The organism is Hymenobacter sp. PAMC 26628 (assembly GCF_001562275.1).
In the GTDB taxonomy this organism is placed as follows: domain Bacteria; phylum Bacteroidota; class Bacteroidia; order Cytophagales; family Hymenobacteraceae; genus Hymenobacter.
The window spans coordinates 3,769,074-3,790,337 of the sequence record NZ_CP014304.1; the positions used below are offsets into that span (position 1 = coordinate 3,769,074).

Genomic DNA, 21,264 nt, shown 5'->3' on the forward strand with positions numbered 1-21,264 from the left:
GCCCCCCGCGCCCATTTATGCCCCTGCACCGCCTGCTGCGCCTCTCCCCCACCGCCGTACTGGGCCTCTGGCACCGCACCGAAACCGCCGCCGCCCTGGGGGCCCTGCTGCCCGCCGAGGCCCCCTACGCCGCCCTGCTGCCTCCCACCGCCGGCCCCGAGCGCCAGGGCCAATGGCTGGCTGGCCGCGTGCTGGCCCACGCCGTGGCCGCCGCGCTGTGGCCCGGGGCCCCCGCGCTGTGGGTGCGCAACGACGCGGCCACCGGCCGGCCCTCCCTGGGGGGCCCCGGCGTGCCGGCGGGCGCGGTGGTGTCCCTGTCGCACTCCGGGGTGTGGGCCGCCGCGCTGCTGGCCACCGGCGGCCGGGTGGGCGTCGACGTGGAGCTGGTGCGCGACAAGGCCCGGCGCATCGCTACCAAATTCTTATCGGCTACGGAGCTAGCGGCGGCCCAAGCAGTGGCCACCGACGCGCATTTTACGCTGCTGTGGAGCGCCAAGGAAACGCTCTATAAGCTGGCGGAGCGCCGGGGCCTTATTTTTAAAGAACAATTGCTGCTCGAACCCTTTGACCAGGCGCCGGCGGGCGAAATCCCGATGGTGCTGTGCCTGGCCGAGGGCCAAAGCCGGCACCGCATTTGCTATTTTCAACCGGCTGCCGGCTACGTGCTTACGCACTGCTGGGAGCCCGGGGCCCCAATTGATACCCCTTAGCCGCTCCGCTTATGCCCTTCTTCTACCCGCTTACCATGTCGATTCGACGCCTTTCCATTATTACCGCCGCGGCGCTGCTCTTTTGTACGGTAGCCGTGGGCGTAGCCCGGGCCCAGGGCACCGTGGCCGATTTCAGCCTGCAAACGGCCAACAATGCCACTGTGTCGCTGAAGAGCTACGCCGGCAAAAAGGCTGTGGTGGTCGTGTTCCTTAACCCCGCCTGCGCCTACTCGCGCCTCTACCAGGAGCGGCTGGCCTCGCTGAGCAGCAGCTTCGGCGGGCGCGGGGTGCAGTTCCTGTTCGTCAACGTGCCCATCAACCTTGATGCCCCCGGCGGCGCGGCTCCCGGCGAAGTCGACCTGCCCACCCTCACCGATGCCAGCCAGCAGGTAAGCGGCCAGCTGGGCATCAACAAAACCACCGAGGCCGTGGTGCTCCAGCCTGAAGCTGGCGGCTTCGCGGTGCGCTACCGCGGCGCCATCGACGATAACCCCCAGGTGGCCAGCGGCGTGCAGCAACCCTACCTGCGCCAGGTGCTCGATAATCTGCTCGCCGGCCGCCCCGCCGGTGTGGCCGACAAGCGCGCCGCCGGCTGCCTCATCAAGCGGTAGCACAGTAGCGCGGACGCTGCGAGTCCGCGCGTGGGGCCCCTGACCGTTCAACCGCGCGGACTCGCAGCGTCCACGCTACATAAAAAGGCCGTCCCTGCATTTGCGGGGACGGCCTTTTTCTATTTCAACCAGTGCTTTAATCCTCGTCGTCCTCGTCCGGCGCTTCTTCCGTCAATATTTCCAGCAGCTGGGATACTTCGGTGGCTTTGGCGGGCTCTTGTAGCTTTTCGAAGCTCATTTGCAGGTTGCGCAGGGCCCGGCGCACAATGTCGAGGTTAGAGCAGGGCTCGAAAAAGATGTCGTTGGGCGAAAGGTTGAGCTGGCTCACGTAGTGGGCAATGTCGGTGCGCGAGAGCACCAGGCCCCGGTTGTAGCAGTTGAGGTAGAACGGCACGGCACCCGGCAGCTCGGGCCGGAAGGTGAGCACGAACAGATTGGGCAGGTTCACGCCGAACACGGGCAGGTGCAAGCGTTGGGCCACCAGCAGGTAGATAACGCAGAGCGCCAGCGGGTTGCCGCGCTTGGTTTCAATCACGCGCTGGAGCATGGAGTTGGCCGGCGAGTGGAAGTGCTGGGTGTTGGCCGCGAACTTGTGCGAGCGGAACAGCACGTAATTCAGCACCTGCACCTGGTCGGCGGGGTGCATTTCGGGCCGCATCAGCGTCCAGGCTTCGAAGCGCAGCTGCTCGATGGCGCGGTTCAGGGCCTGGTAGTCGGCGTCGGGGTACTGGTAGGTATTCAGCAGCCACATGCCTTCGAGCAGGTCGGTAGCGCCGGCCTCGCGCCACACGCGCAGGCGCTGCTGCAAGCCCTCGAACTGGAGGTGGTGGATGAGGTCTTCGAGCCGCTGCTGCTGCTGGGCGTCAAGGGTTTCCTCCCAGCTTTCTTCCAGAAACGGGATGATGCTCTCGCCCAGGTTCTGGATTTCGCTGTGGACCTGGGGAGCTATTTCCGGGTCGTCGAGCAGCGAGATAAGGGCTTTGATTTCTTTGTTCGTCATCGGGTGCAAAAACAGCCGCCGCTGCGGTGGCGGGGCCGAATTTAACAGTCGGAGCCGGGCTTTGTGTTCCGTCAGCGGCGTAGAAGCGGAATATAAAACGGTCATGCTGAGCCTGTCGAAGCACTTCCCCCGCGTAAGTAATTGACTACTGCTGCGGGAGAGATGCTTCGACAGGCTCAGCATGACGGCCTTTTACCTTCACGATAAGCGCTTTAAAAAGTCCCGCCCCTAGCGGAACAGGTTAGTTTTGGCCACTTCCAGCAGCTCGCCGCCGCGGCCGTCCATCAGCGCTTTTAGGGCGTAGAGGCCGAAGCCGGCGGCTTGTTTGGCCTCGATGGTGGGCGGCATGCTCAGCTCCTGGCGGCGCACCACGGCGTCGACCACCACGGGCCCCGGGTGGGCCAGGGCTTCGCGCAGCACGCTTTCGAGCTGGCCGGGGTCGCTCACGCGGTAGCCCTTGATGCCGGCGGCTTCGGCCAGGGCCCCGAAGTTGGGGTTGTCGAGCTCGGTGCCGTACTCCAGGGTACCGGCGGCTTTCATTTCCAACTCCACAAAGCCCAGGGCCGAGTTGTTAAAGATGATGATTTTGACAGGCACTTTGTGCTGGCGCACGGTCAGCAACTCGCTCAGCAGCATGGCGAAGCCGCCGTCGCCGCACAGGGCCACCACCTGGCGGCCGGGGTAGGCCAGGGCGGCGCCGTAGCCCTGCGAGAGGGCCCCGGCCATGCTGCCGTGCACGAAGGAGCCCAGCAAGCGGCGGCGGCCGTTCATGTGCAGGTAGCGCGCGGCCCAGATGGTGGGCGTGCCCACGTCGCAGGTGAAAATGGCGTCTTCGCTGGCGATTTCGTTCAGCAAGCGGGCCACGTGCTGCGGGTGCAGCTCGGGGGCCCCAGCGTCGCCGGTGGCCAGCTCGGCAAGGTGTTCGGCGTCTTTGCGGTGGCGCTCCTGAGCGGTTTTCAGGTGGTCGGCGTCACCCTTGGCCACTAGGTGGGGCAGCAGCTCGCGCAGGGTGGCGGCCACGTCGCCGGCCAGGCCGACCTCCACGCGGGTGCGGCGGCCGAGGTGCTCGGGCCGCTTGTCGACCTGCACCACGCGGGCATCGTCGGGGAAAAACTGGCGGTACGGAAAGTCGGTGCCCAGCATCAGGATGGCGTCGGCGTCCATCAGGGCGTGGTAGCCGGCGGGCATGCCCAACAGGCCGGTCAGGCCCACGTCGTAGGGGTTGTTCGGCTCTACCACATCCTTGCCGCGCAACGCGTGCACCACCGGCGCTTGCAGGGCCCCAGCCACTTGCAGCAGCTCGGCGTGGGCGTCAGCGCAGCCGATGCCGGCCAGGATGGTAACCTTCTGGCAGTCGTTGAGCAGCGCCGCGGCCTCCCGGATGTCGGCCGCCGACGGCACCAAGGCGCTGCAGCGGCGCAGCGTAGGCAGGCGCACTTCGGGGGCCTCGGTTTTGAGGTAGGCCACGTCGCCGGGGATGACCAGTACCGCTACGCCGCCCAAACTCAGGGCCGCCGTCACGGCCGACTCCACCATGCGCACGGCCTGCTCGGGCATGGCAATAACCTCGCAGTAGTGGCTGCACTCCTGAAACAACCGCTCGGGGTGGGTTTCTTGGAAGTAGCCGGTGCCAATTTCCACGCTCGGGATTTGGGCGGCGATGGCCAGCACCGGCACCCGGCTGCGGTGGCAGTCATACAAGCCGTTGATGAGGTGGGTATTACCCGGCCCGCACGAGCCGGCGCACACGGCCAAATCGCCGGTGAGGTGGGCCTCGGCGCCGGCGGCAAAGGCGCCGCCTTCCTCGTGGCGCACGGCCACGAACTCGATGCCGTCGCGGGCCCGCAGCACGTCGGTGATGCCGTTGAGCGAGTCGCCCACCACACCAAACACGCGCTTGACCCCGGCCGCTTGCAGGGTGTCAACGATGATTTCCGCTACTGTTTTTTGAGGCATAATTTCAGAGATAAAGCCAACCGTTGTACGCAACGGCCGCAGAAAGGGCCCGGCAAAAGTTGCCAGGCCCTTTCCGTTTCCGCGGGCTTTCTTCTGAATCTGGCCGCAAGCGGTGAGGCCCCGGCCAGTCTTGCGGCAATGGCAAATGCTCGGTAGCCGGGGCCCCACCGCAGGGGCCCCCACGCCCGGGGCCCTAACGCACCAGCTGGCTCACCGCCGTGCCCGCGAGCGTGGCCTGGGCGCTATCGGCAAAGTGGTAGCGCAGGCTGGGAATGACCAGGTTGCTGATGGCCAGCTCGCCGTGGCGGCGCACGTCGAGGTCGGCGGCGGCGATGTGGTTGCTGCCGTTCAGGTCGAGGGCCGCGCCGCCGGGGCCGCTGCCCACTTCGGCGCGCAGGTAGCGCAGGGTGTTGCCGGCCAGGGCCACGCGGCTGGTGCGGTGCTGGCGCAGCACTAGGCTGTCCTGCACAAAGTCTTCCACCGCCACGCGGCCCATGGTGCCGTTTTTGTCGGTTTGGGGCTTGCCATCGAGCTGGTACACGGCATCGGTGGTGAGGCTGTCGAGCCGCGGGCACGAAATGATGAGCATCTCGCGCTGCCCCCGGTACTGGCGCTGCCCCGTGAAGCTGGCCGTGACCACCAGTTGCCCGCCCCGCTGGGCCACGCGCACCTCCGCGGCCACGTCCTTGTTCACGCGCACGCCGAAGGGGCCCCGCACGATTTTCACCGACAAGGCCGTGGCCGCCGGCACGCTCACGCTGGTGAAGTTCTTGAAATTAAGCGCCGCGAAGTTGTGCAGCGGGTCTTTATAATTGCCGGTGCGGTACTCGGCCCGCAGGCTCATGTTGAAGGCCGTGAGCGAGCCGAGCAGCAGCAGCACGGCCGCCAGCACCCATTTGTTACTGTTTTTCATCGGAAGTGGTGGGAATGAGGGCGGCTTGCCCGGCCTGAAACTCTTGGTAGCGCTGCTGCAACTCACTAAACCCGATGCCCAGCAGCGAAATCGTGTTGAAAAACCCCGGCAGCTCCTGCTGCAAAAACCGCTCGCGGCGGAACTGCTTCACCCGGGCCTCGGCGTCGGGGGCTACAAAAAAGCCGATGCCGCGCTTGTTGTACACCACGCCCTGGTTTTGCAGGAATTCGTAGGTCCGCATCACCGTGTTGGGGTTCACTTGCAGCTCGCTGGCCAGGTCGCGCACCGACGGGATTTTCTCATCGGGGCCCCAGGGCTGCCGCAAAATCTGCTCGCTCACGTACCCGGCTATTTGCAGGTAAATGGCCTCGTTGTCTTTGAATTCCATCGCTAGAGCTGTTTTTCCGTCAGGCGCAGGTACGTGGCCCGCCACAGCAGCGCGGCCAGCGCCAGCGGCAGCAGGATGTACCACTGGGCCTGCGCGTCGGGCAGGCTCACGCGGTAGAAGCCCGTGGCGTCGTTGAGGGTGATGCTGCTGAAGGGCGAGGCCATTTGCAGCTTGTCGCCGGCGAAGGCTTTCACCACCTGGTAGTTGGCCGCGACTAACACTATCGCTAATATTAGGGCCCCAAACGCGGTTTTGATGAAGTGGTTCTTCTCGAAGAAAATGGCGCCCCACAGGGCCCCGGCGTGCAGCGCGGCGTAGTAGAAAAAGACCTCATACACTTTGTGGTCGCTGCTAAACAGGCTGAACAGCTCCTTAGGCCGGCCGTACCAGTCGTCCAGGCCCACCATCAGCCAGTCCACCAAGTAGTAGCAGGCCGTGTACACCACGCTGAAAATCAAGAACGAATACACCCAGCCCACCAGGTATTTTTCCAGCTGCGAGGCCGGCAGCGTGAGGGCCACCGTGGCCTGCTTAGGGGCCCCGTACTGCGCAAAAATGCCGGCCGTAAACAGGGCACCCGACGCCAGCAGCCCCAGCATGAACAGCATGCCTTGGATGGTGGGGGCCAGCACGTTCAGGTACACCACGAAGCCCAGCACCAGCCCAATGCCGCCCGCCAGCACGGCCGTGGCCATGGCGTAGCTGGGCAGATACTCGGCCGTGTGCCGGCGGAACAAGCGGCGAAACCGCGAAAAACTAAACAGTTGGCTCATGGCGGGCGGGAATAGTGTTTAAGTAATTGACGACAGCCGCGCTCTCGCCGGCCACGGCGTTGAACAGCAGCTCCAAATCGACCTTGCCGTAGGCGCCGCCCAGGTTGGGGCGCACCACCTGGCGGCCGCGCACCGAGGGCTCGGCGTACAGGGCCCCCGCGCCGTCGGCCGGGCCGGCGGTGCCGAAGGTGAGGCGCTCAGATAGGTCGTCGAGGCCGGCGTTGAGCACGATTTCGCGGTTGTGCACCACCAGCACGGTGTCGATGAGGCTGTCCAAGTCGCGCATCTGGTGGGTCGAGATGATCATGCAGCGGTCTTCGCTCAGGGCCCCCGCCAGGGTTTTGCGGAACTGCACCTTGGAGGGAATGTCCAGGCCGTTGGTGGGCTCGTCGAGCACCAGCAGGCCGGTGTTGGCGGCCAGCGCAAAGGCAATCATGAACTTCTTCTGCTGCCCGAACGAGAGCTTGGGCAGCTTTGTTTGGCGTGGCACCTCCAGTTCGGCCAGGTAACGGTGGAACTGCGTTTCGCTGAACTTAGGGTAGAAGCCCGCCGTGTGGGCCACGAACTGGTCGGCCGTGAGGGCGGGCGCGTGCAACTCCTCGGGCAGGAAAAACAAGTCTTCGAGCACCGCCGGCAGCCGCGCCGCCGCCGGCTGGCCGTTCACCTCGCAGGTACCCGCCTGCGGAAACGTCAGCCCCACGATGTTCTTGAGCAGCGTCGATTTGCCCGCCCCGTTCTTGCCCAGCAAGCCGTAGATGTGGCCTCGCTCCAGCGTCAGGCTCAGGTTTTCAAACAGCGGCACCCGCCGCGAGTACCCAAAATGGAGGTTTCTGATGCGCACCATATGTCTGTTGTTTTAGTGTACTAATGTTCTAGTACACCACAAACATAAGTAAGTTTTTCGATATTCAATTGTTACCGAATTTTTTTATTGTTTGGGTCTCCAGGGCGGGGTAGAGACGCATCCTTGCGTCTCGGGCTTAAACGGTGTCCGGACAAGTCGTTCGACCCTGAGACGCAAGGATGCGTCTCTACCCCGCCCTGGGACTTAAAACGCTGATTTGAACAGCTTCTCAGGAAAGATTTCGCCAGGGTTGCGGGCAACACGACGCTGGGAAAAATCACCGGACCCGTCCCACCCGTCGCCCCTATCTCCCCAGGTCCGCCTAAATCTGCACCATCACCAGGCCCGGACCCTTCGGAATCTTGTACACTTTCAGCCACGCTTTGAGCGCAGCCGGGTCGTGCTCGAAGGCCAGCACCTCGGCCGCGAGCTGCTTGATTTTGGCTTGCAGCTGGGCGGTCTGGCGCTGGAAGTCGTACTCCAGCGCGGCCGGCGAAGCCAAGGCGTAGTAAGGCTGGCCGGTGAAGCGCGACAAGTCCACCTGCTCGCCGTATAAGGCGTCGTCCAGGTCGCGCACCTGCTCGCGCAGCAGCTGGTTGTAGTAGCGGAGCTGGTCTTCGGCCAGGTTTTCGAGGTGGCTCTGGTCGATGCGCTGCAATTCCAGCTGCAGGCGCAGCAGCGTCAGCAGCTCGTTGGCCTCGTAGGCGGCCGTGACTTGCTGGAGCAGCCCGGTTTTGCGGGCTTTTTCGGCCTCGTCGGGCTCGCGGTCGGGGTGCAGCACCTTCACCAGGTCCAGGTAGAGGGCGCGCACCGACTTGGTGATGTTCTTTTCCTCGGCCTGCTTTTTGGCTTCGGCGGCCTGCTGCTTGGGGCTTTTTTTGCGGTTGGCGCGGCGCTGGGCGTCGCGGGCTTCCTCCTCGGCGTCCGCAGCGTGCTGCTCGGCCATTTTCTGGTCCACGTAGGCGCGGAATTTCTCCTTCGTGCTCACGTCCACCGCCGGGTCAAACTCGATGCCGTAACGCAGCGTGAAGAGCTGCTTCATGGCCTCCGACGTTTGCCGGTCGGCATCGGCCTCCTCCTCTTCCGAAGCGGGCGGCGGGGCGTACTTGTCGAAGATGGGCTGTAAGTCGGCGTGGCCGCGGTCGAGCAGGTCGGCGCAGGCGTTGAGCAGCAGGTCCAGGATTTTGTTGCGCTCGGTTTTGGTGAGCTTGTATGTGCCTAGGGCCTGGTCGAAGAGCCGCACGAGGTCGGCCCGCACGCCGTTGTGCTCGGCCTGAAGTGGCCGGTACTCGTTCTGCACCCGCTGCCGCAGCCGGGTGGCGGCCTCACGGAACTCCTGCACGTCCTTTTCCAGCTGGGCAATGCGCTTGGTGAGGCGGTTGAACTCTTTCTGCGCCTTGGACAGCCGCGGGTTATCGGCGCTGAACGACGGAATGTGCACCAGCTGGGGCTTGGGCTTGGGGGCAGTTTTCTTGGCCATGACGAGCGGATGGGGAAGGCTGACGGCGCAAATTACAGCCGTTTTCCCACCGCGGAAACCAAACGCGAATTAGACTGCCGCGCCGGAGAATTGCCTAATACCTTCGATGGCAGGGCCCTGAGCGAGCTGCTCGTCTTCCAAATCGTAGTCGTTCTGCAACCCCAGCCAGAACTTGGGCGAGTTGCCAAAATAGCGCCCCAGCCGCAGCGCCGTATCGGCCGTGATGCGGCACTTGCCTTTCAGTATGGCCGCAACGCAGGTTTGGGGAATGCGCAGGTCCTGCGCCAGGCGGTAAGCCGTGAGGTTGAGTTCGGTTAGGAATTCTTCTTGTAAAACTTCGCAGGGGTGAATGTTGAGGAGACGGTTCATATACGGTCACAACAAAAAGCTATGTTGAATGCTTCGGCCAGCTTTTGAAATGTTCAACACCAAAGCCGGCATTTTGTCCACTTGGGTGGTTATTCATTACTGTTACGATATCAATTAACAATGATTTTTCGCCAGTTAACTCCGTAAGCATTGAACGGATAGCAGAGTACAGATTAAGTACAACCTCTTGTTCTACAGCTTTTCCTTCGTGAACAAGTTTGTTTCTAGCTTGTCTAGCGGGATAAATAAGGGCATAATTAGCAGCACTGAGCAAGCCTGATTGATACAGTAGTTCCTGTTTTACTGACATACTCCATGTACGATTATCTTCTCGCATATTTTTAGGTCTAGACGATATGTCCACGCCGTTAAACTTATCTGTTCCCAAAAACCCCCTATTCCACACAAAGTCTATTATTTGCTCAACGGATATCCAAAGATTAGACAAAGCAGTAGCCCAGTTCTTATAGCTGATTTCAGTAATGCCTCTTACTAAAAACGTAGCTGTAAGATTCTTTACCATGTCCAACACTTGGTTACCTACTTTGAGTGCGTGGATAAAATCTACCAAGAACACGTAACTGGGTTTAAGTAATAAAATCGAGTCTAGGTTACTGGCATATCTCATCCTCAATTTGGCATGTAGATGTGAAGACGCGCTACCACCCAAATCAACTGGCCACACAGCTCTATTCTCGTGAAGTTGACCAGAAACAATATCCCTTTTATCAACTGCTTCGCACATAATTCCTCCTAAAATAAGAGCAGCGAACAATCGATTATAAAAATTCACAGCATTTTCTTTTGAAGAAAGTCGGCCGAATTTTGGGACTGCAATAGCTCCATCGTAACACACCAAGGTTGAAAAACCCTCAATTTCCTTAAGCGGCAATTTTTCAACAATGCGACATAATTTTCCGTGGTTATAAGTATTGGAATTAATTTCTTCAAGGGGTACTTCTAATGGTTTTTCTCCATTTGGAACAATTAATTTGAATGGTGCAAGGTAGCTAACCCAACAAGGATTGGCAAATATTTCGCGGTGTTGCTTGCTTGGCATAATTCCTAAATCCTAAGTCACACCTGAATAACGCCCACGTTATACGCCTTTTCAATCGGCGCATGATTAGCCGCGCTAATTCCTTCCGAAATAACCTTGCGCGTCTCCAGCGGGTCAATTACCGCATCGACCCAGAGGCGGGCGGCGGCGTAATAGGGCGATAATTGCTCCTCGTAGCGGGCTTTGATGCGGTCGAGCAGTTCCTTTTCGGCTTCGGGGGTGATGACTTCGCCCTTGGCTTTGAGCGACGCGACTTGGATTTGCAGCAGGGTGTTGGCGGCCGCGGCGCCGCTCATTACGGCTAGTTGTGCTGTCGGCCAGGCCACGATGAGGCGCGGGTCGTAGGCTTTGCCGCACATGGCGTAGTTGCCGGCCCCGTAGCTGTTGCCGATGATAACCGTGAACTTGGGTACCACGCTGTTGGCCATGGCGTTCACCATCTTCGCGCCGTCCTTGATGATGCCGCCCTGCTCGCTGGCCGAGCCCACCATAAAGCCCGACACGTCATGCAGAAACACCAGCGGGATGCGCTTCTGGTTGCAGTTCATGATGAAGCGCGCCGCCTTGTCGGCCGAGTCGGAATAGATGACGCCGCCCATCTGCATGCCGGTTTTCTTGCTCTTCACAATCTTGCGCTGGTTGGCCACAATGCCCACGGCCCAGCCGTCGATGCGCGCCAGGCCGCAGATGAGCGTTTGGCCGTAAAGGTCCTTGTAGGGCTCAAATTCGGAGTTGTCCACCAGCCGGTTGATGAGCTCCATCGTGTCGTAGGGCTTGGCGCGGTCCGACGGCAGCAGGCCGTAAATCTCTGCCTCGGGCAGCGCGGGCGCGGCGGGCGCCTTGCGGCTGAAACCGGCCGTGGGCAGGGCCCCCAGCTTGTCGAAAATGTTGCGGATGTGGTCGAGTGCCTCCTCGTCGGTGTCGAACTTGTAGTCCGTCACGCCCGACACTTCCGAGTGCATGGCCGCGCCGCCCAGGGCCTCGTTGTCGATGGTTTCGCCGATGGCCGACTTCACCAGGTACGAGCCAGCCAGGAACACCGAGCCCGTGCCGCTCACAATCATCGCCTCGTCGCTCATAATGGGCAGGTAGGCCCCGCCGGCCACGCAGGGCCCCATGATGGCCGAAATCTGCACAATGCCCAGGCTGCTCATCACCGCGTTGTTGCGGAAAATGCGGCCAAAGTGCTCCTTATCGGGGAAAATCTCGTCCTGCATGGGCAGGTACACACCGGCCGAATCGACCAAGTAGATGATGGGCAACCGGTTTTCGAGGCTGATTTCCTGGGCCCGCAGGTTCTTTTTGGCGGTGATGGGAAACCAGGCGCCGGCCTTCACGGTGGCGTCGTTGGCCACCACCACGCACTGGCGGCCCTGCACGTAGCCGACGACCACGACCACGCCGCCGCCGGGGCAGCCGCCTTCGTCCTGGTACATGCCCTCGCCGGCAAAGGCCCCGATTTCCACCTGCGCCGCGCCTTTATCCAGCAGGTAAGCAATCCGCTCGCGGGCCGTGAGCTTGCCCTTGGCCTTGTGGGCGGCGATGCGCTTATCGCCGCCGCCGAGGGCCACGCGGGCCAGCTTCTGGCGGAGCTGAAAGGTGAGTTGCTTAAGTTGGTCTTCGTTGCGGTTGAACTCGACGGTAGGCGACATGGGGCGGGATTTGGGGAAAGAACGGGCACAAAAAAATCCGCCCGAAGGCGGATTTCAAAGGTACGGCGCGGGGCGCAGGGCCCTAGGGGCCCTACTTCAGCGACGACGATGCTTCCACCTTTTTGGTTTCGGTGGTTACGGTGCCGTCGGGGCTTTTAGTGGTTTCCTTCTTGGTTTTGTCCTTGCCGCCGCCGAACACCGAGAAGTGCACGTAGCGCTTGGGGTTTTCTTTGAAGTCCACCAGCAGCGAGTTGGTGCTGGCGGTGGTAGCGGTCAGGTTGTTGTAGAGCGTCGAGTCGTTGAGCAGCTTGCCCATCGAGCCGCTTTTGTCGTTCAGGGCCTTGTTGAGGCCGGCCACGGTGGTTTGGGCCTCGGCCATGGTGGCGTTCAGGCGGCGCACGGCCGAGCCCACGGGGGCATTTTTCAGCGAGTCGGACAGCTGGCCGAAGTTGGCGGCGATTTTATCCAGCTTCTTGGAACTGCCATTCAGGGCCCGGGTGAGGTGGGCCATGTTGGTGGTGATTTCGTTGATGTTGCGCTGGTTCTGAATAATCAGGTTTTTCAGGGCCTCCGTGCTGCCCTGGGCGTTCAGCAGCGTGGCCTGGATGCTGGTTTTGGCGTCCTTGTTCAGGAAGCCGTTTAGGCGCAGCAGCGTCGAGTCCACGGTGCCGATTAAGGGCAGGGCTTTGGCCTGAAAGGCATCGGTGATGCTGGACACGGTGAACGACTTCAGCTCCTCGCCGCCGGTGAAGGTTTTGCTGTTTTTGCCCATGAACAGGGTGATGGTTTTCGTGCCCAGGAGCGAACCCGCCAGGCTGGCCACAGTGGAGTCGCCCACCACGATGCCTTTCTCCAGCTCCACCGTGGCTTTTACTTTGTTGCCTTCTTCGGGCAGCAGCTCCAGGTTTTTCACCTGGCCCACCTTAATGCCGTTGAACACCACTGGGGCCCCGATGTTGAGGCCGTCGACGCTAGCATATTTAGCGAAGTACGTGTGGCTGCTGGACAGCACGTTGGAGCCGCGCAAGTAGTTGAAGCCCACGAATAATATTACGAGGGCCACGAGGGCCAATACGCCCACTTTTATTTCTTTAGATAGCACGGAGGGAAAAGTTAGAATGCACAGAAAAACGGTTGATACGCAAATGCGGACGCGGCGGTCAAAGCCGGGCCGGGGCCCCCGCGCACGTTAATCGTCGGCCGCGTCGGCCGAGGAGCCTTCCAGTTCGCGCTTGTAGGCGCGAAAGGCGCGGAAGATACCCGCGGCCATATACGTCTGGTTGGCTTTATCGTTGAGGTAGCGTTCTTCGGTGGGGTTGGTGAGGAAGCCCGATTCGATGAGCACCGAGGGCATGGTCGATTTCCAGAGCACGATGAAGCCGGCCTGCTTCACCCCGCGCGAGGCGCGGCCCACATCGCGGCGCAGCTGGCCGTCCACGCGCTGGGCAAAGCGCAGGCTGTTGGTGACGTAGGCCGACTGGAAGAGCGAAAACAGGATGTGGCTCTGGGGCGAGCGGGGGTCGAAGCCGTCGTAGCGGGCCTTGTAGTCGGTTTCTTGCAGAATAACCGAGTTTTCGCGCTGGGCCACGCCCAGGTTGGCCGTCGATTTGTGCAGGCCCATCGTCCACACCTCGGTGCCGTGGCTGTCGTGGGGCCCCGCGTTGCAGTGGATGGAAATGAAGAGGTCGGCGTGGCGGCGGTTGGCGATGGCGGCGCGCTCGTCGAGCTCCACAAACACGTTGGTTTTGCGGGTGTAAATCACCTTCACTTCGGGCATATTTTGCTCGATTTGGCGGCCCAGGGCCAGCACCAGGGCCAGGGCGATGTCGCTCTCGTGGGCCTTGAGGCCGTGGCAGCCGGGGTCTTTGCCGCCGTGGCCGGCGTCGAGCACCACCGTGCGCAGGCGGTAGCGGCCCAGGGCCGGGGGGCCGGCCGCGGGCCGGGAAGGAGCCGGGGCCGCGGCCAGCAAAAGCGCGGCACCGGCCAGGGAAGCAATAATCCGCACGTCGTTCGTTGAGGTCGGGTAGCAACCCGCTACCTTTGTAGAAGCCTCAAAAGTAACCGAATTGCCCGCTATATCCCACGTTCTCCGTTGCTGCGCTGCGCTTTGGCGGCGGTCGGGCACTGCCGGCGGGGCCCTGCGCGGGCTGGCACTGGCCTGGCTGCTGCTGAGCGCCGGCACGGCCCTGGCCCAGCGCGCCTGCACGGCCAACCCCGACTCCATCCCCGGGCAGCGGCCGGGCAGCGCGCCCATGCCCCCGGTGCGCGTCATTTCGCCCGACCCCACCCTGCCCCAGGGGCCCCCGCCGCCCGGCACTACCAACCCCGGCCAGCACAGCACCCCCGGCACGTCGCGCAAGCCCGTGGCCGGCATCCCCGACAGCGTGCTGGTGAAGCAGGCCCAGCAGGATTCCATCAAGCTGGCCGCCAAGCCCAAGGGGCCCATCGAAACCACGGTGCACTACGTGGCCAAGGATTCGATTCAATTCGACGTGACCCGCAAGGAGGCCAAGCTCTACAACAAGGCCGACGTGAACTACGGCGCCATGGACCTAAAGGCGGCCCTGATTACCATTGACTACGCCGCCCACGTGATGACGGCCGAGGGCCGGCGCGACTCGGTGAAGCACAAAGTGGTGGACAAGCCCGTGTTCAAGGACGGGGCGGGGCAGTACGCGGCGGGCAAAATTGCTTACAACTTCCAGAGCAAGCGCGGCAAGATTACCGAAACCGTAACCCAGCAGGGCGAGGGCTACGTGAGCGCCCAGAGCATTAAAAAGGCCGCCAACAACGACCTGTTTGGGGTACGCGGCCGCTATACCACCTGCAACCTGGAACACCCGCACTTCTACATTCAGGCCACCAAGATGAAGGTGATTCCGGGCGACAAGGTGGTGACGGGGCCCTTCAACCTGGTGATTGGCGGCGTGCCCACGCCGCTGGGCTTTCTGTTCGGCTTCTTCCCCATGCCCAACAAAAGCCGGGGCTCGGGCGTCATCATCCCCACCTTCGGGCAGGCCCAGGACCGGGGCTACTACCTCAGCAACGGCGGCTACTACTTTGCGCCCAACGACAACATCGGCGTGCGCCTCACCGGCGACATCTACGCCGGCAACGCCCAGACCTTCGGGGGCTACGGCGTCACGGCCGACGTGAGCTACCTCAAGCGCTATCAGTACCAGGGCAACTTCAACTTCCGCTACACCAACCGCCCGGGCATCCAAATCCTGTCCTCGGCCTCACTCAACACCAGCCTCGACTACGTGAAGCCGCCCTCGGCCCAAACGTTCTGGATCAGCTGGAGCCACACGCCGGTGGCGCGGCCCGGCGGGGGGCGCTTCTCGGCCAGCGTGCAGGCCGGCAGCAGCAGCTACAACCGCACCAACAGCTTATCATCGCGCGCATTTCTTTCACCCACGTTCAGCTCCAGCGTGTCGTACACGAAGCAGCTGCGCTACCTGCCCATCAACTACAGCCTGAAGCTGAGCCAGAGCCAGAACACCCAAACCGGCGTCATGGCCTTCACCCTGCCCGACGTGAGCGTGGGCGTGGCCCGGCAGTACCCCTACCAGTGGTTCAAGCTGAAGGCGCGGCCGTTCTACGACCAGATCAGCATCAGCTACAACCTGGTGGCCCAGAACCAGATTACCAACACCGTGGCCGCCCGTACCCTCGACGGCAGCGTGCCGCTGCTGGGCGGCTCCACGGCCGGCAGCACCCTGCCGATTAGCTTTAAAAACATTGGCTCGCTGCTGCGCAACGCCCAAAACGGCATGCAGCACCAATTCGGCATCTCGCTGGGTTCCTACACCTACAAGTTCCTGCACATCAGCCCGGGCTTCAACTACGGCGAAACCTGGTACGCCCGAAGCTTGGACTACAAGTATGTAGACCGGGCCCAAGCCGTGCGCGTCGACACTATACCGGGCTTCAGCCGGGCCTACTCGTATTCGGCCAGCGTCAGCCTGAACACCACGTTCTACGGCACGTTGGTGCGCAAGGGCACCCACAAAATCCAGGCCCTGCGCCACAAAGTCACGCCCAGCCTCAACTACAGCTACTCGCCCGACCTAACCCGGGGCTCGGCATTTCAAAAAACGTACTTCGCCCAGCTCAACGCCAACGGCACCGACGTTGTTCGGGACGCTGCCGGCAACCAAATTGCTGGCCTGCGCGACGCTACCGGGGTGTTTCTCGACCCGCGCAACTACTCACGCTACCAGGGCTTCCTGTACGGGGCCCCCAGCTCGGGCGCGGTGAGCCAGATTGGCTTTTCGCTGCAAAACGCGGTGGAAATGAAGGTGCGCGACGACAAGGACACCACGGGCACTAACCCGGTGAAAAAAGTGAGCCTAATTGACGGGCTGGACTTCAACGGCTCCTACAATTTCCTGGCCCCGGCCTTCAACCTGTCGCCCCTTTCGGTGTCGTTCCGCACGCAGGTGGCCCGCAAGCTCAGCCTCATTTCCAACGCCAGCTTCGAGGCCTACCAGCGCGATAGCTCCGGGGCCATGCTCAACCGCTTCCTGTTTCAGCAGCCCGGCAGCCGCAAGCTGCTGCGCCTCTCGTCGGCCAGCTTCACCACCAGCTACGCCTTCAACCCCGTGTCGGGCAAGAAGAAAAGCGTGGTGCCGCGCCAGGTGGCCCCGGCCAACGACCCCACCCTGGGTGGCGTGGGGCCCCCAGCCATGTACGCCGACTACGTAGACTTCGACATTCCGTGGGAGTTAGCCCTGAGCTACACCGCCGGCTACACCACCAACGCCATTCCCCTCCAGCAGCGCGTCCTCAACGCCCGCCTGCTGGCCGCCAACCCGCTGCTGGCCCTGTCCACGCTCAGCGCCACGGGCAGCGTCAAGCTTACCGAAAACCTGAAGCTGACCTACACCACGGGCTACGACTTCCACAGCAGCCAGGCGTCGCTCACCACCATCAGCTTTTTCCGCGACCTGCACTGCTGGCAGGTGGCCGGGCAGTGGACGCCCTTCGGCACGTACCGGGGCTACAACTTCACGATTTCGGCCAAGAGCAGCCTGCTCCAAGACCTGAAATACAACCGCAACCGCAACGTGCAGTACCAGTAGGGCCCCGGGTTTGGGCGCGCAGTGCCACCTTTGCGCCCCACCCGCCCCTCTTGCCCCGCCTTGCCATGTCGCAGCACAAAGAAATCAAGCTCGTCACCACCCACCAGATGCTGGCCATGAAGCAGCGCGGAGAGAAAATCTCCATGCTTACGGCCTACGACTACTCGATGGGCCAGATTCTGGACGGGGCCGGCATCGACGTGCTGCTCGTGGGCGACTCGGCCTCCAACGTGATGGCCGGCCACGAAACCACCCTGCCCATCACCCTCGACCAGATGATTTACCACGCCCAGAGCGTGGTGCGCGGCGTGAAGCGCGCCTTTGTGGTGGTCGATTTGCCGTTTGGCTCCTACCAGGGCAACAGCTCGGAGGCCCTGCGCTCGGCCATCCGCATCATGAAGGAGGGCGGCGGCCACGGTGTGAAGCTCGAAGGCGGCGCCGAAATCAAGGATTCCATCACCCGCATCCTCACCGCGGGCATCCCCGTGATGGGCCACCTCGGCCTCACGCCCCAGAGCATCTACAAGTTCGGCACCTACTCGGTGCGCGCCAAGGAAGACGACGAGGCCCAAAAGCTGCTCGAAGACGCCCGCCTGCTTCAGGAAATCGGCTGCTTCGCGCTGGTACTCGAAAAAATTCCGGCCGCCCTGGCCAAGCGCGTGGCCGAGGAGCTCACCATCCCCGTCATCGGCATCGGCGCGGGCCCCGACGTGGACGGCCAGGTGCTGGTAGTGCACGACCTGCTGGGCATCACCAAGGAATTCAAGCCCCGCTTTCTGCGCCGCTACGCCGAGCTGCACGACATCATGACCGAAGCCGTGCAGCACTACGTGGCCGATGTGAAAAGCCGCGACTTCCCCAGCAAAGAGGAAGGCTACTAGCCCGCCGGGGCCCCGTCCGTTCGCCACCAAACCGCAAGCCGGGGTCCCAGTGCAGTTGCGCTGGGGCCCCGGCTTATTTATTTTTCTGATAGGCACCAACGATGACGTTTTGTTATTTACTTTGTTAAACAAAGTACTTTATAAAACTATCCGTCATGACCTCGCCCACCGCCTACGACCGCCTCAATGCCTGGATGAGTAACTCGGTCACGCTGAAGCTAATCAGCATCGGCATCTTGCTGCTGTTGCTGCTCATCCCGTCGAGCATGGTGCAGGGCCTGATCACGGAGCGGGCCGAGAACCGCGACGCGGCCACCGCCGAAATCAGCGGCCAGTGGGGCGGGCCGCAACTGGTGCTGGGGCCCGTGCTCGTGCTGCCTTACACCGCGCGCAGCACCGACGACAAGGGCCGCGTGAGCGAAACCACGCAGTACCTGAGCCTGCTGCCCGACACGCTGGCCACCACCGGCACGCTGGTGCCCGAGCGGCGGCACCGCGGCATCTACGAGGCCGTGGTGTACCGGGCGGGGCTACACGTACAAGGTGCCTTCCAGGCCCCGCCGCTGGCCGACGTGGGCGTAGCCGCCGGGGCGGTGCGCTGGGCCGAAGCATTCGTAACCCTGGGCATTTCCGACATGAAGGGCATCCGCAACGGCTTGGTGCTGCGCTGGGACGGCCAGGCCCGCAGCTTCGAGCCGGGCGTGCCCAGCGCCAGCGTGCTGCCGGTGGGCACGGCCCCCAGCACCACCACCCAGGTTACAGCGGTGGTGAACGAGCGCGGCCGCCTGTCCAGGGCCCCCACCGCAGACGATGGCGCAACAGGCGGCCCAACCGCCAACGGCCTCAACACGCTGGTGCCCGTGCCCGACGCCGCGGCGCTGGTCCGCCGCCACACCTTTGCCTTCGACCTCGACCTGAACGGCAGCAATGGCCTGCTGGTGGCGCCGCTGGGCCGCCAAACCACGCTGCACCTGAGCGCGCCCTGGGCCGACCCGAGCTTTATCGGCGCCTTTCTGCCGGCCCGCCACACCGTGGGGCCCCGGCAGTTCACGGCCGATTGGCAGGTGCTGCACCTCAACCGCAGCTACCCCCAGCACTGGCGCACCGACGGCGAGCGGCCCAACGTCGACGCGTCGACTTTTGGCGTGCGCTTGCTGGTGCCCGTCAACGAGTACCTGAAAACCATGCGCGCCGCCAAGTACGCGCTGCTGCCGCTCACGCTCACGTTCCTGGTGTTCTTCTTCGTGGAAGTGCTGAACCGCCGCCGTATTCACCCGTTCCAATACATTCTGGTGGGGCTGGCGCTGGTCATTTTTTACGTATTGCTGCTGGCCCTGTCCGAACAAATGCCCTTTGATGCGGCGTACGGCCTGTCCGCGGCGGTAATCGTGGGCCTGGTGGCGGCCTACGCGGCGGCGAGTTTCCGGCAGCGCCGCCCCGCGGCCGCCACCGCCGGCGTACTGGCGCTGGTGTACGGGTTTCTGTTCGTGGTGCTGCAATTGCAGGATTACGCGCTGCTGGTGGGCAGCCTGGGTTTGGTGGTGGTGCTGGGCGCGGTCATGTTCCTTTCGCGCAACGTGGACTGGTACCAGCCGGCGGCTCCGCCGGCCGCCACCTAAGGCGGCGAGGTTTTGCTTCCGCCCGGGCGTGTATCTTCGCCCTAGCAAAAGCAAAAGCGGGGTATCCGATTGGTGTGGTCTGACGATGTGCGGTGGCCCCCAGGGCCCTGATCTGCTCGCGCCCCTACTTCCCATTTTCCGCCCGCATTCGCCGCGTGAACCGTCCCAATATCTGGTCCGAAGGCAGAGAAATTCTGTTCGAAGACAACCATCTCCTCGTCATCAACAAGCCCGCGGGCCTGCTCGTGCAGGGCGACGCCACCGGCGACGAGCCCCTGTCCAAGAAAGCCGCTGAGTACCTGAAATTCAAGTACAAGAAACCCGGCGAGGCCTTTGTGGGCGTGTGCCACCGCATCGACCGACCGGTGAGCGGCGTGGTGGTGCTGGCCAAAACCAGCAAGGCCCTGAGCCGCCTGAACGAGATGTTCCGCGACTCGCTGATGACCAAAACCTACTGGGCCCTCACCGGCAAGCCGCCCGTGCCCGAAAGCGGCACCCTGGTGCACTGGCTGGTGAAGGACACGATTCGCAACGTAACCAAAGCCTACCCCGAAAAGCACACCCAGGGCCTGCGCTCCGAGCTGCGCTATGAGCTGCTGGGCCCCGCGGCCAACCGCTTCCTGCTGAAAATCAACCCCATCACGGGCCGCCCCCACCAGATTCGGACGCAGCTGGCCACCGGCCTGGGCACGCCCATCATCGGCGACGTGAAGTACGGCTTCATCGCCCCGCTGCCCGACGTGAGCATTGCCCTGCACGCCCGCCAGCTCCAGCTTCAGCACCCCGTCACGAAAGAGGCCATGACCTTCGTGGCGCCCCTACCCGACGCTCCCCACTGGGACGCAGCCCGTGAGCTTTTCTGCTAAAAAACACCCCGCGCCCGGCTGCGCCCCGGGGCCCCGGCGGGCATCATAAATGATTATTGCTGAATAACATTTATTGATAGTAACCGCGTTACGTGCAAGATTTGGGGGTTTTTGCTCACGCGAAGTCCAAGCTGGGGCGCTGGCCGTAATTTTGTAGTACAGCCGCTGAACCAACCGCCGGGTATTTTACTTGTGCGGGCAATTCACGCTTCCTACACCTATGGCTATCCTTGTTTTCTTCGTTGCCCATTACTACTTGTCGCTGTTTACGCAGACGTTCTACCTGCACCGCTACGCGGCGCACAAGATGTTTACGATGAATAAGTTCTGGGAGCGGTTCTTCTTCCTGTTCACTTACGTCTGCCAAGGTAGCAGCTTCCTCTCGCCGCGGGCCTACGCCCTGCTGCACCGCATGCACCACGCCTACTCCGACACGGCGCTGGACCCGCACTCGCCGCACTTTTCGAACAACGCGTTCGACATGATGTGGAAGACGAAAAACATCTACAACGACGTGGTGAACCATAAGCACGAGGAGGCCAAACGCTTCGAGGGCGACATTCCGGAGTGGAAGTCGCTGGAGGCGTTCGGCGGTACGGTGTATTCACGTCTGGGCTGGGGCACGGCGTACGTGCTGTTCTACATCAACTTCGCCACGGCCTGGTGGCAGTACCTGCTGCTCCCAATTCACTTCCTGATGGGCCCCATCCACGGCGCCATCGTGAACTGGGGCGGCCACAAGTACGGCTACCAAAACTTCGACAACCACGACAAGAGCAAGAACACGCTGGCCCTGGACTTCCTGGCCTTCGGCGAGCTGTTCCAAAATAACCACCACAAGCTGCCGATGCGCGTGAATTTCGGCGTGAAGTGGTGGGAGCTGGACCCCACCTACTCGGTCATCTGGACCCTAGACAAGGCCCGCATCATCAAAATCAAGCGCAAAAATGTGCAGCCCAAGCAGCGCGTTAAAAAAGTAGCCGTATCGGCTTAAGTCTGCTTGACCCAAGTAAAAAGAGAGGGCCCCTTCTGCGGAAGGGGCCCCCTCTTTTTGCGTT

General features: G+C 62.5%; 19 protein-coding genes. 7 read left to right on the forward strand and 12 right to left on the reverse strand.

Going from position 1 to position 21,264, the window contains the following annotated elements:
* The first annotated feature begins 17 nt into the window (after nt 1-17).
* Together AXW84_RS16385 and AXW84_RS16390 are read left to right on the forward strand one after the other, a co-directional pair.
* Nucleotides 18-710, forward strand: coding sequence for a 4'-phosphopantetheinyl transferase family protein (locus tag AXW84_RS16385; RefSeq protein WP_068235580.1), 693 nt, complete (start codon nt 18-20; stop codon nt 708-710).
* A gap of 11 nt (nt 711-721) precedes the next feature.
* On the forward strand, nt 722-1,321 hold the full coding sequence (locus tag AXW84_RS16390) for a redoxin domain-containing protein (protein WP_068235583.1): 600 nt from the start codon (nt 722-724) through the stop codon (nt 1,319-1,321).
* Nucleotides 1,322-1,457: 136 nt separating this feature from the next.
* Here AXW84_RS16390 and AXW84_RS16395 read toward each other — a convergent pair whose 3' ends face one another.
* The 12 genes from AXW84_RS16395 to AXW84_RS16445 all read right to left on the reverse strand — a co-directional run bounded on the left by AXW84_RS16395 (nt 1,458) and on the right by AXW84_RS16445 (nt 13,725).
* Nucleotides 1,458-2,321 carry a transglutaminase-like domain-containing protein gene (locus AXW84_RS16395; protein ID WP_068235586.1) on the reverse strand — a complete coding sequence of 288 codons (864 nt, stop codon included), beginning with the start codon at nt 2,319-2,321 and terminating at the stop codon, nt 1,458-1,460.
* 228 nt (nt 2,322-2,549) lie between these two features.
* Nucleotides 2,550-4,277, reverse strand: coding sequence for a ubiquinone-dependent pyruvate dehydrogenase (poxB, locus tag AXW84_RS16400; protein ID WP_068235589.1), 1,728 nt, complete (start codon nt 4,275-4,277; stop codon nt 2,550-2,552).
* A 193-nt stretch (nt 4,278-4,470) separates the two neighbouring features.
* Complete coding sequence (locus AXW84_RS16405) at nt 4,471-5,190, reverse strand: hypothetical protein (protein WP_068235592.1); 720 nt, start codon at nt 5,188-5,190, stop codon at nt 4,471-4,473.
* Nucleotides 5,177-5,578, reverse strand: coding sequence for a GntR family transcriptional regulator (locus tag AXW84_RS16410; protein WP_068235596.1), 402 nt, complete (start codon nt 5,576-5,578; stop codon nt 5,177-5,179). The genes AXW84_RS16405 and AXW84_RS16410 overlap by 14 nt, the downstream gene beginning before the upstream one ends.
* Nucleotides 5,579-5,580: 2 nt before the next feature.
* The gene (locus AXW84_RS16415) at nt 5,581-6,351 is read right to left on the reverse strand and encodes a hypothetical protein (protein WP_068235599.1); all 771 of its coding nucleotides are present in this window, start codon (nt 6,349-6,351) and stop codon (nt 5,581-5,583) included.
* Entirely contained in the window at nt 6,335-7,195 is an 861-nt protein-coding gene (locus AXW84_RS16420) for an ABC transporter ATP-binding protein (RefSeq protein ID WP_068235602.1), read from the reverse strand. The genes AXW84_RS16415 and AXW84_RS16420 overlap by 17 nt, the downstream gene beginning before the upstream one ends.
* A 322-nt stretch (nt 7,196-7,517) precedes the next feature.
* Nucleotides 7,518-8,675 carry a hypothetical protein gene (locus AXW84_RS16425; protein WP_068235605.1) on the reverse strand — a complete coding sequence of 386 codons (1,158 nt, stop codon included), beginning with the start codon at nt 8,673-8,675 and terminating at the stop codon, nt 7,518-7,520.
* Nucleotides 8,676-8,744: 69 nt separating this feature from the next.
* Entirely contained in the window at nt 8,745-9,044 is a 300-nt protein-coding gene (locus tag AXW84_RS16430; RefSeq protein WP_068235608.1) for a HigA family addiction module antitoxin, read from the reverse strand.
* Between the two features lie 19 nt (nt 9,045-9,063).
* Nucleotides 9,064-10,104 (reverse strand): hypothetical protein, encoded by a 1,041-nt coding sequence (locus AXW84_RS25120; protein ID WP_157887079.1) that lies wholly within the window; start codon nt 10,102-10,104, stop codon nt 9,064-9,066.
* A 17-nt stretch (nt 10,105-10,121) separates the two neighbouring features.
* Complete coding sequence (locus AXW84_RS16435; protein ID WP_068235611.1) at nt 10,122-11,756, reverse strand: acyl-CoA carboxylase subunit beta; 1,635 nt, start codon at nt 11,754-11,756, stop codon at nt 10,122-10,124.
* 91 nt (nt 11,757-11,847) lie between these two features.
* Nucleotides 11,848-12,858 carry an MlaD family protein gene (locus AXW84_RS16440; protein WP_157887080.1) on the reverse strand — a complete coding sequence of 337 codons (1,011 nt, stop codon included), beginning with the start codon at nt 12,856-12,858 and terminating at the stop codon, nt 11,848-11,850.
* Between the two features lie 87 nt (nt 12,859-12,945).
* On the reverse strand, nt 12,946-13,725 hold the full coding sequence (locus tag AXW84_RS16445) for an N-acetylmuramoyl-L-alanine amidase family protein (protein ID WP_071891447.1): 780 nt from the start codon (nt 13,723-13,725) through the stop codon (nt 12,946-12,948).
* A gap of 97 nt (nt 13,726-13,822) precedes the next feature.
* On the opposite strand from AXW84_RS16445, the gene AXW84_RS25125 reads away from it, so the two are divergent.
* The 5 genes from AXW84_RS25125 to AXW84_RS16470 all read left to right on the forward strand — a co-directional run bounded on the left by AXW84_RS25125 (nt 13,823) and on the right by AXW84_RS16470 (nt 21,200).
* Complete coding sequence (locus AXW84_RS25125; protein WP_068235617.1) at nt 13,823-16,840, forward strand: putative LPS assembly protein LptD; 3,018 nt, start codon at nt 13,823-13,825, stop codon at nt 16,838-16,840.
* A 65-nt stretch (nt 16,841-16,905) separates the two neighbouring features.
* A complete protein-coding gene (gene panB, locus AXW84_RS16455) occupies nt 16,906-17,721 on the forward strand; it encodes a 3-methyl-2-oxobutanoate hydroxymethyltransferase (RefSeq protein ID WP_068235620.1) in 816 nt (271 codons plus the stop codon).
* A 155-nt stretch (nt 17,722-17,876) separates the two neighbouring features.
* Nucleotides 17,877-19,340 carry a cell envelope integrity protein CreD gene (gene creD, locus AXW84_RS16460; RefSeq protein WP_068235623.1) on the forward strand — a complete coding sequence of 488 codons (1,464 nt, stop codon included), beginning with the start codon at nt 17,877-17,879 and terminating at the stop codon, nt 19,338-19,340.
* A gap of 155 nt (nt 19,341-19,495) precedes the next feature.
* Nucleotides 19,496-20,206: an RluA family pseudouridine synthase gene (locus tag AXW84_RS16465; RefSeq protein WP_068239580.1), complete on the forward strand. Its 711-nt coding sequence runs from the start codon at nt 19,496-19,498 to the stop codon at nt 20,204-20,206.
* 220 nt (nt 20,207-20,426) lie between these two features.
* Nucleotides 20,427-21,200 carry an acyl-CoA desaturase gene (locus tag AXW84_RS16470; RefSeq protein WP_068235626.1) on the forward strand — a complete coding sequence of 258 codons (774 nt, stop codon included), beginning with the start codon at nt 20,427-20,429 and terminating at the stop codon, nt 21,198-21,200.
* Nucleotides 21,201-21,264: the final 64 nt, after the last annotated feature.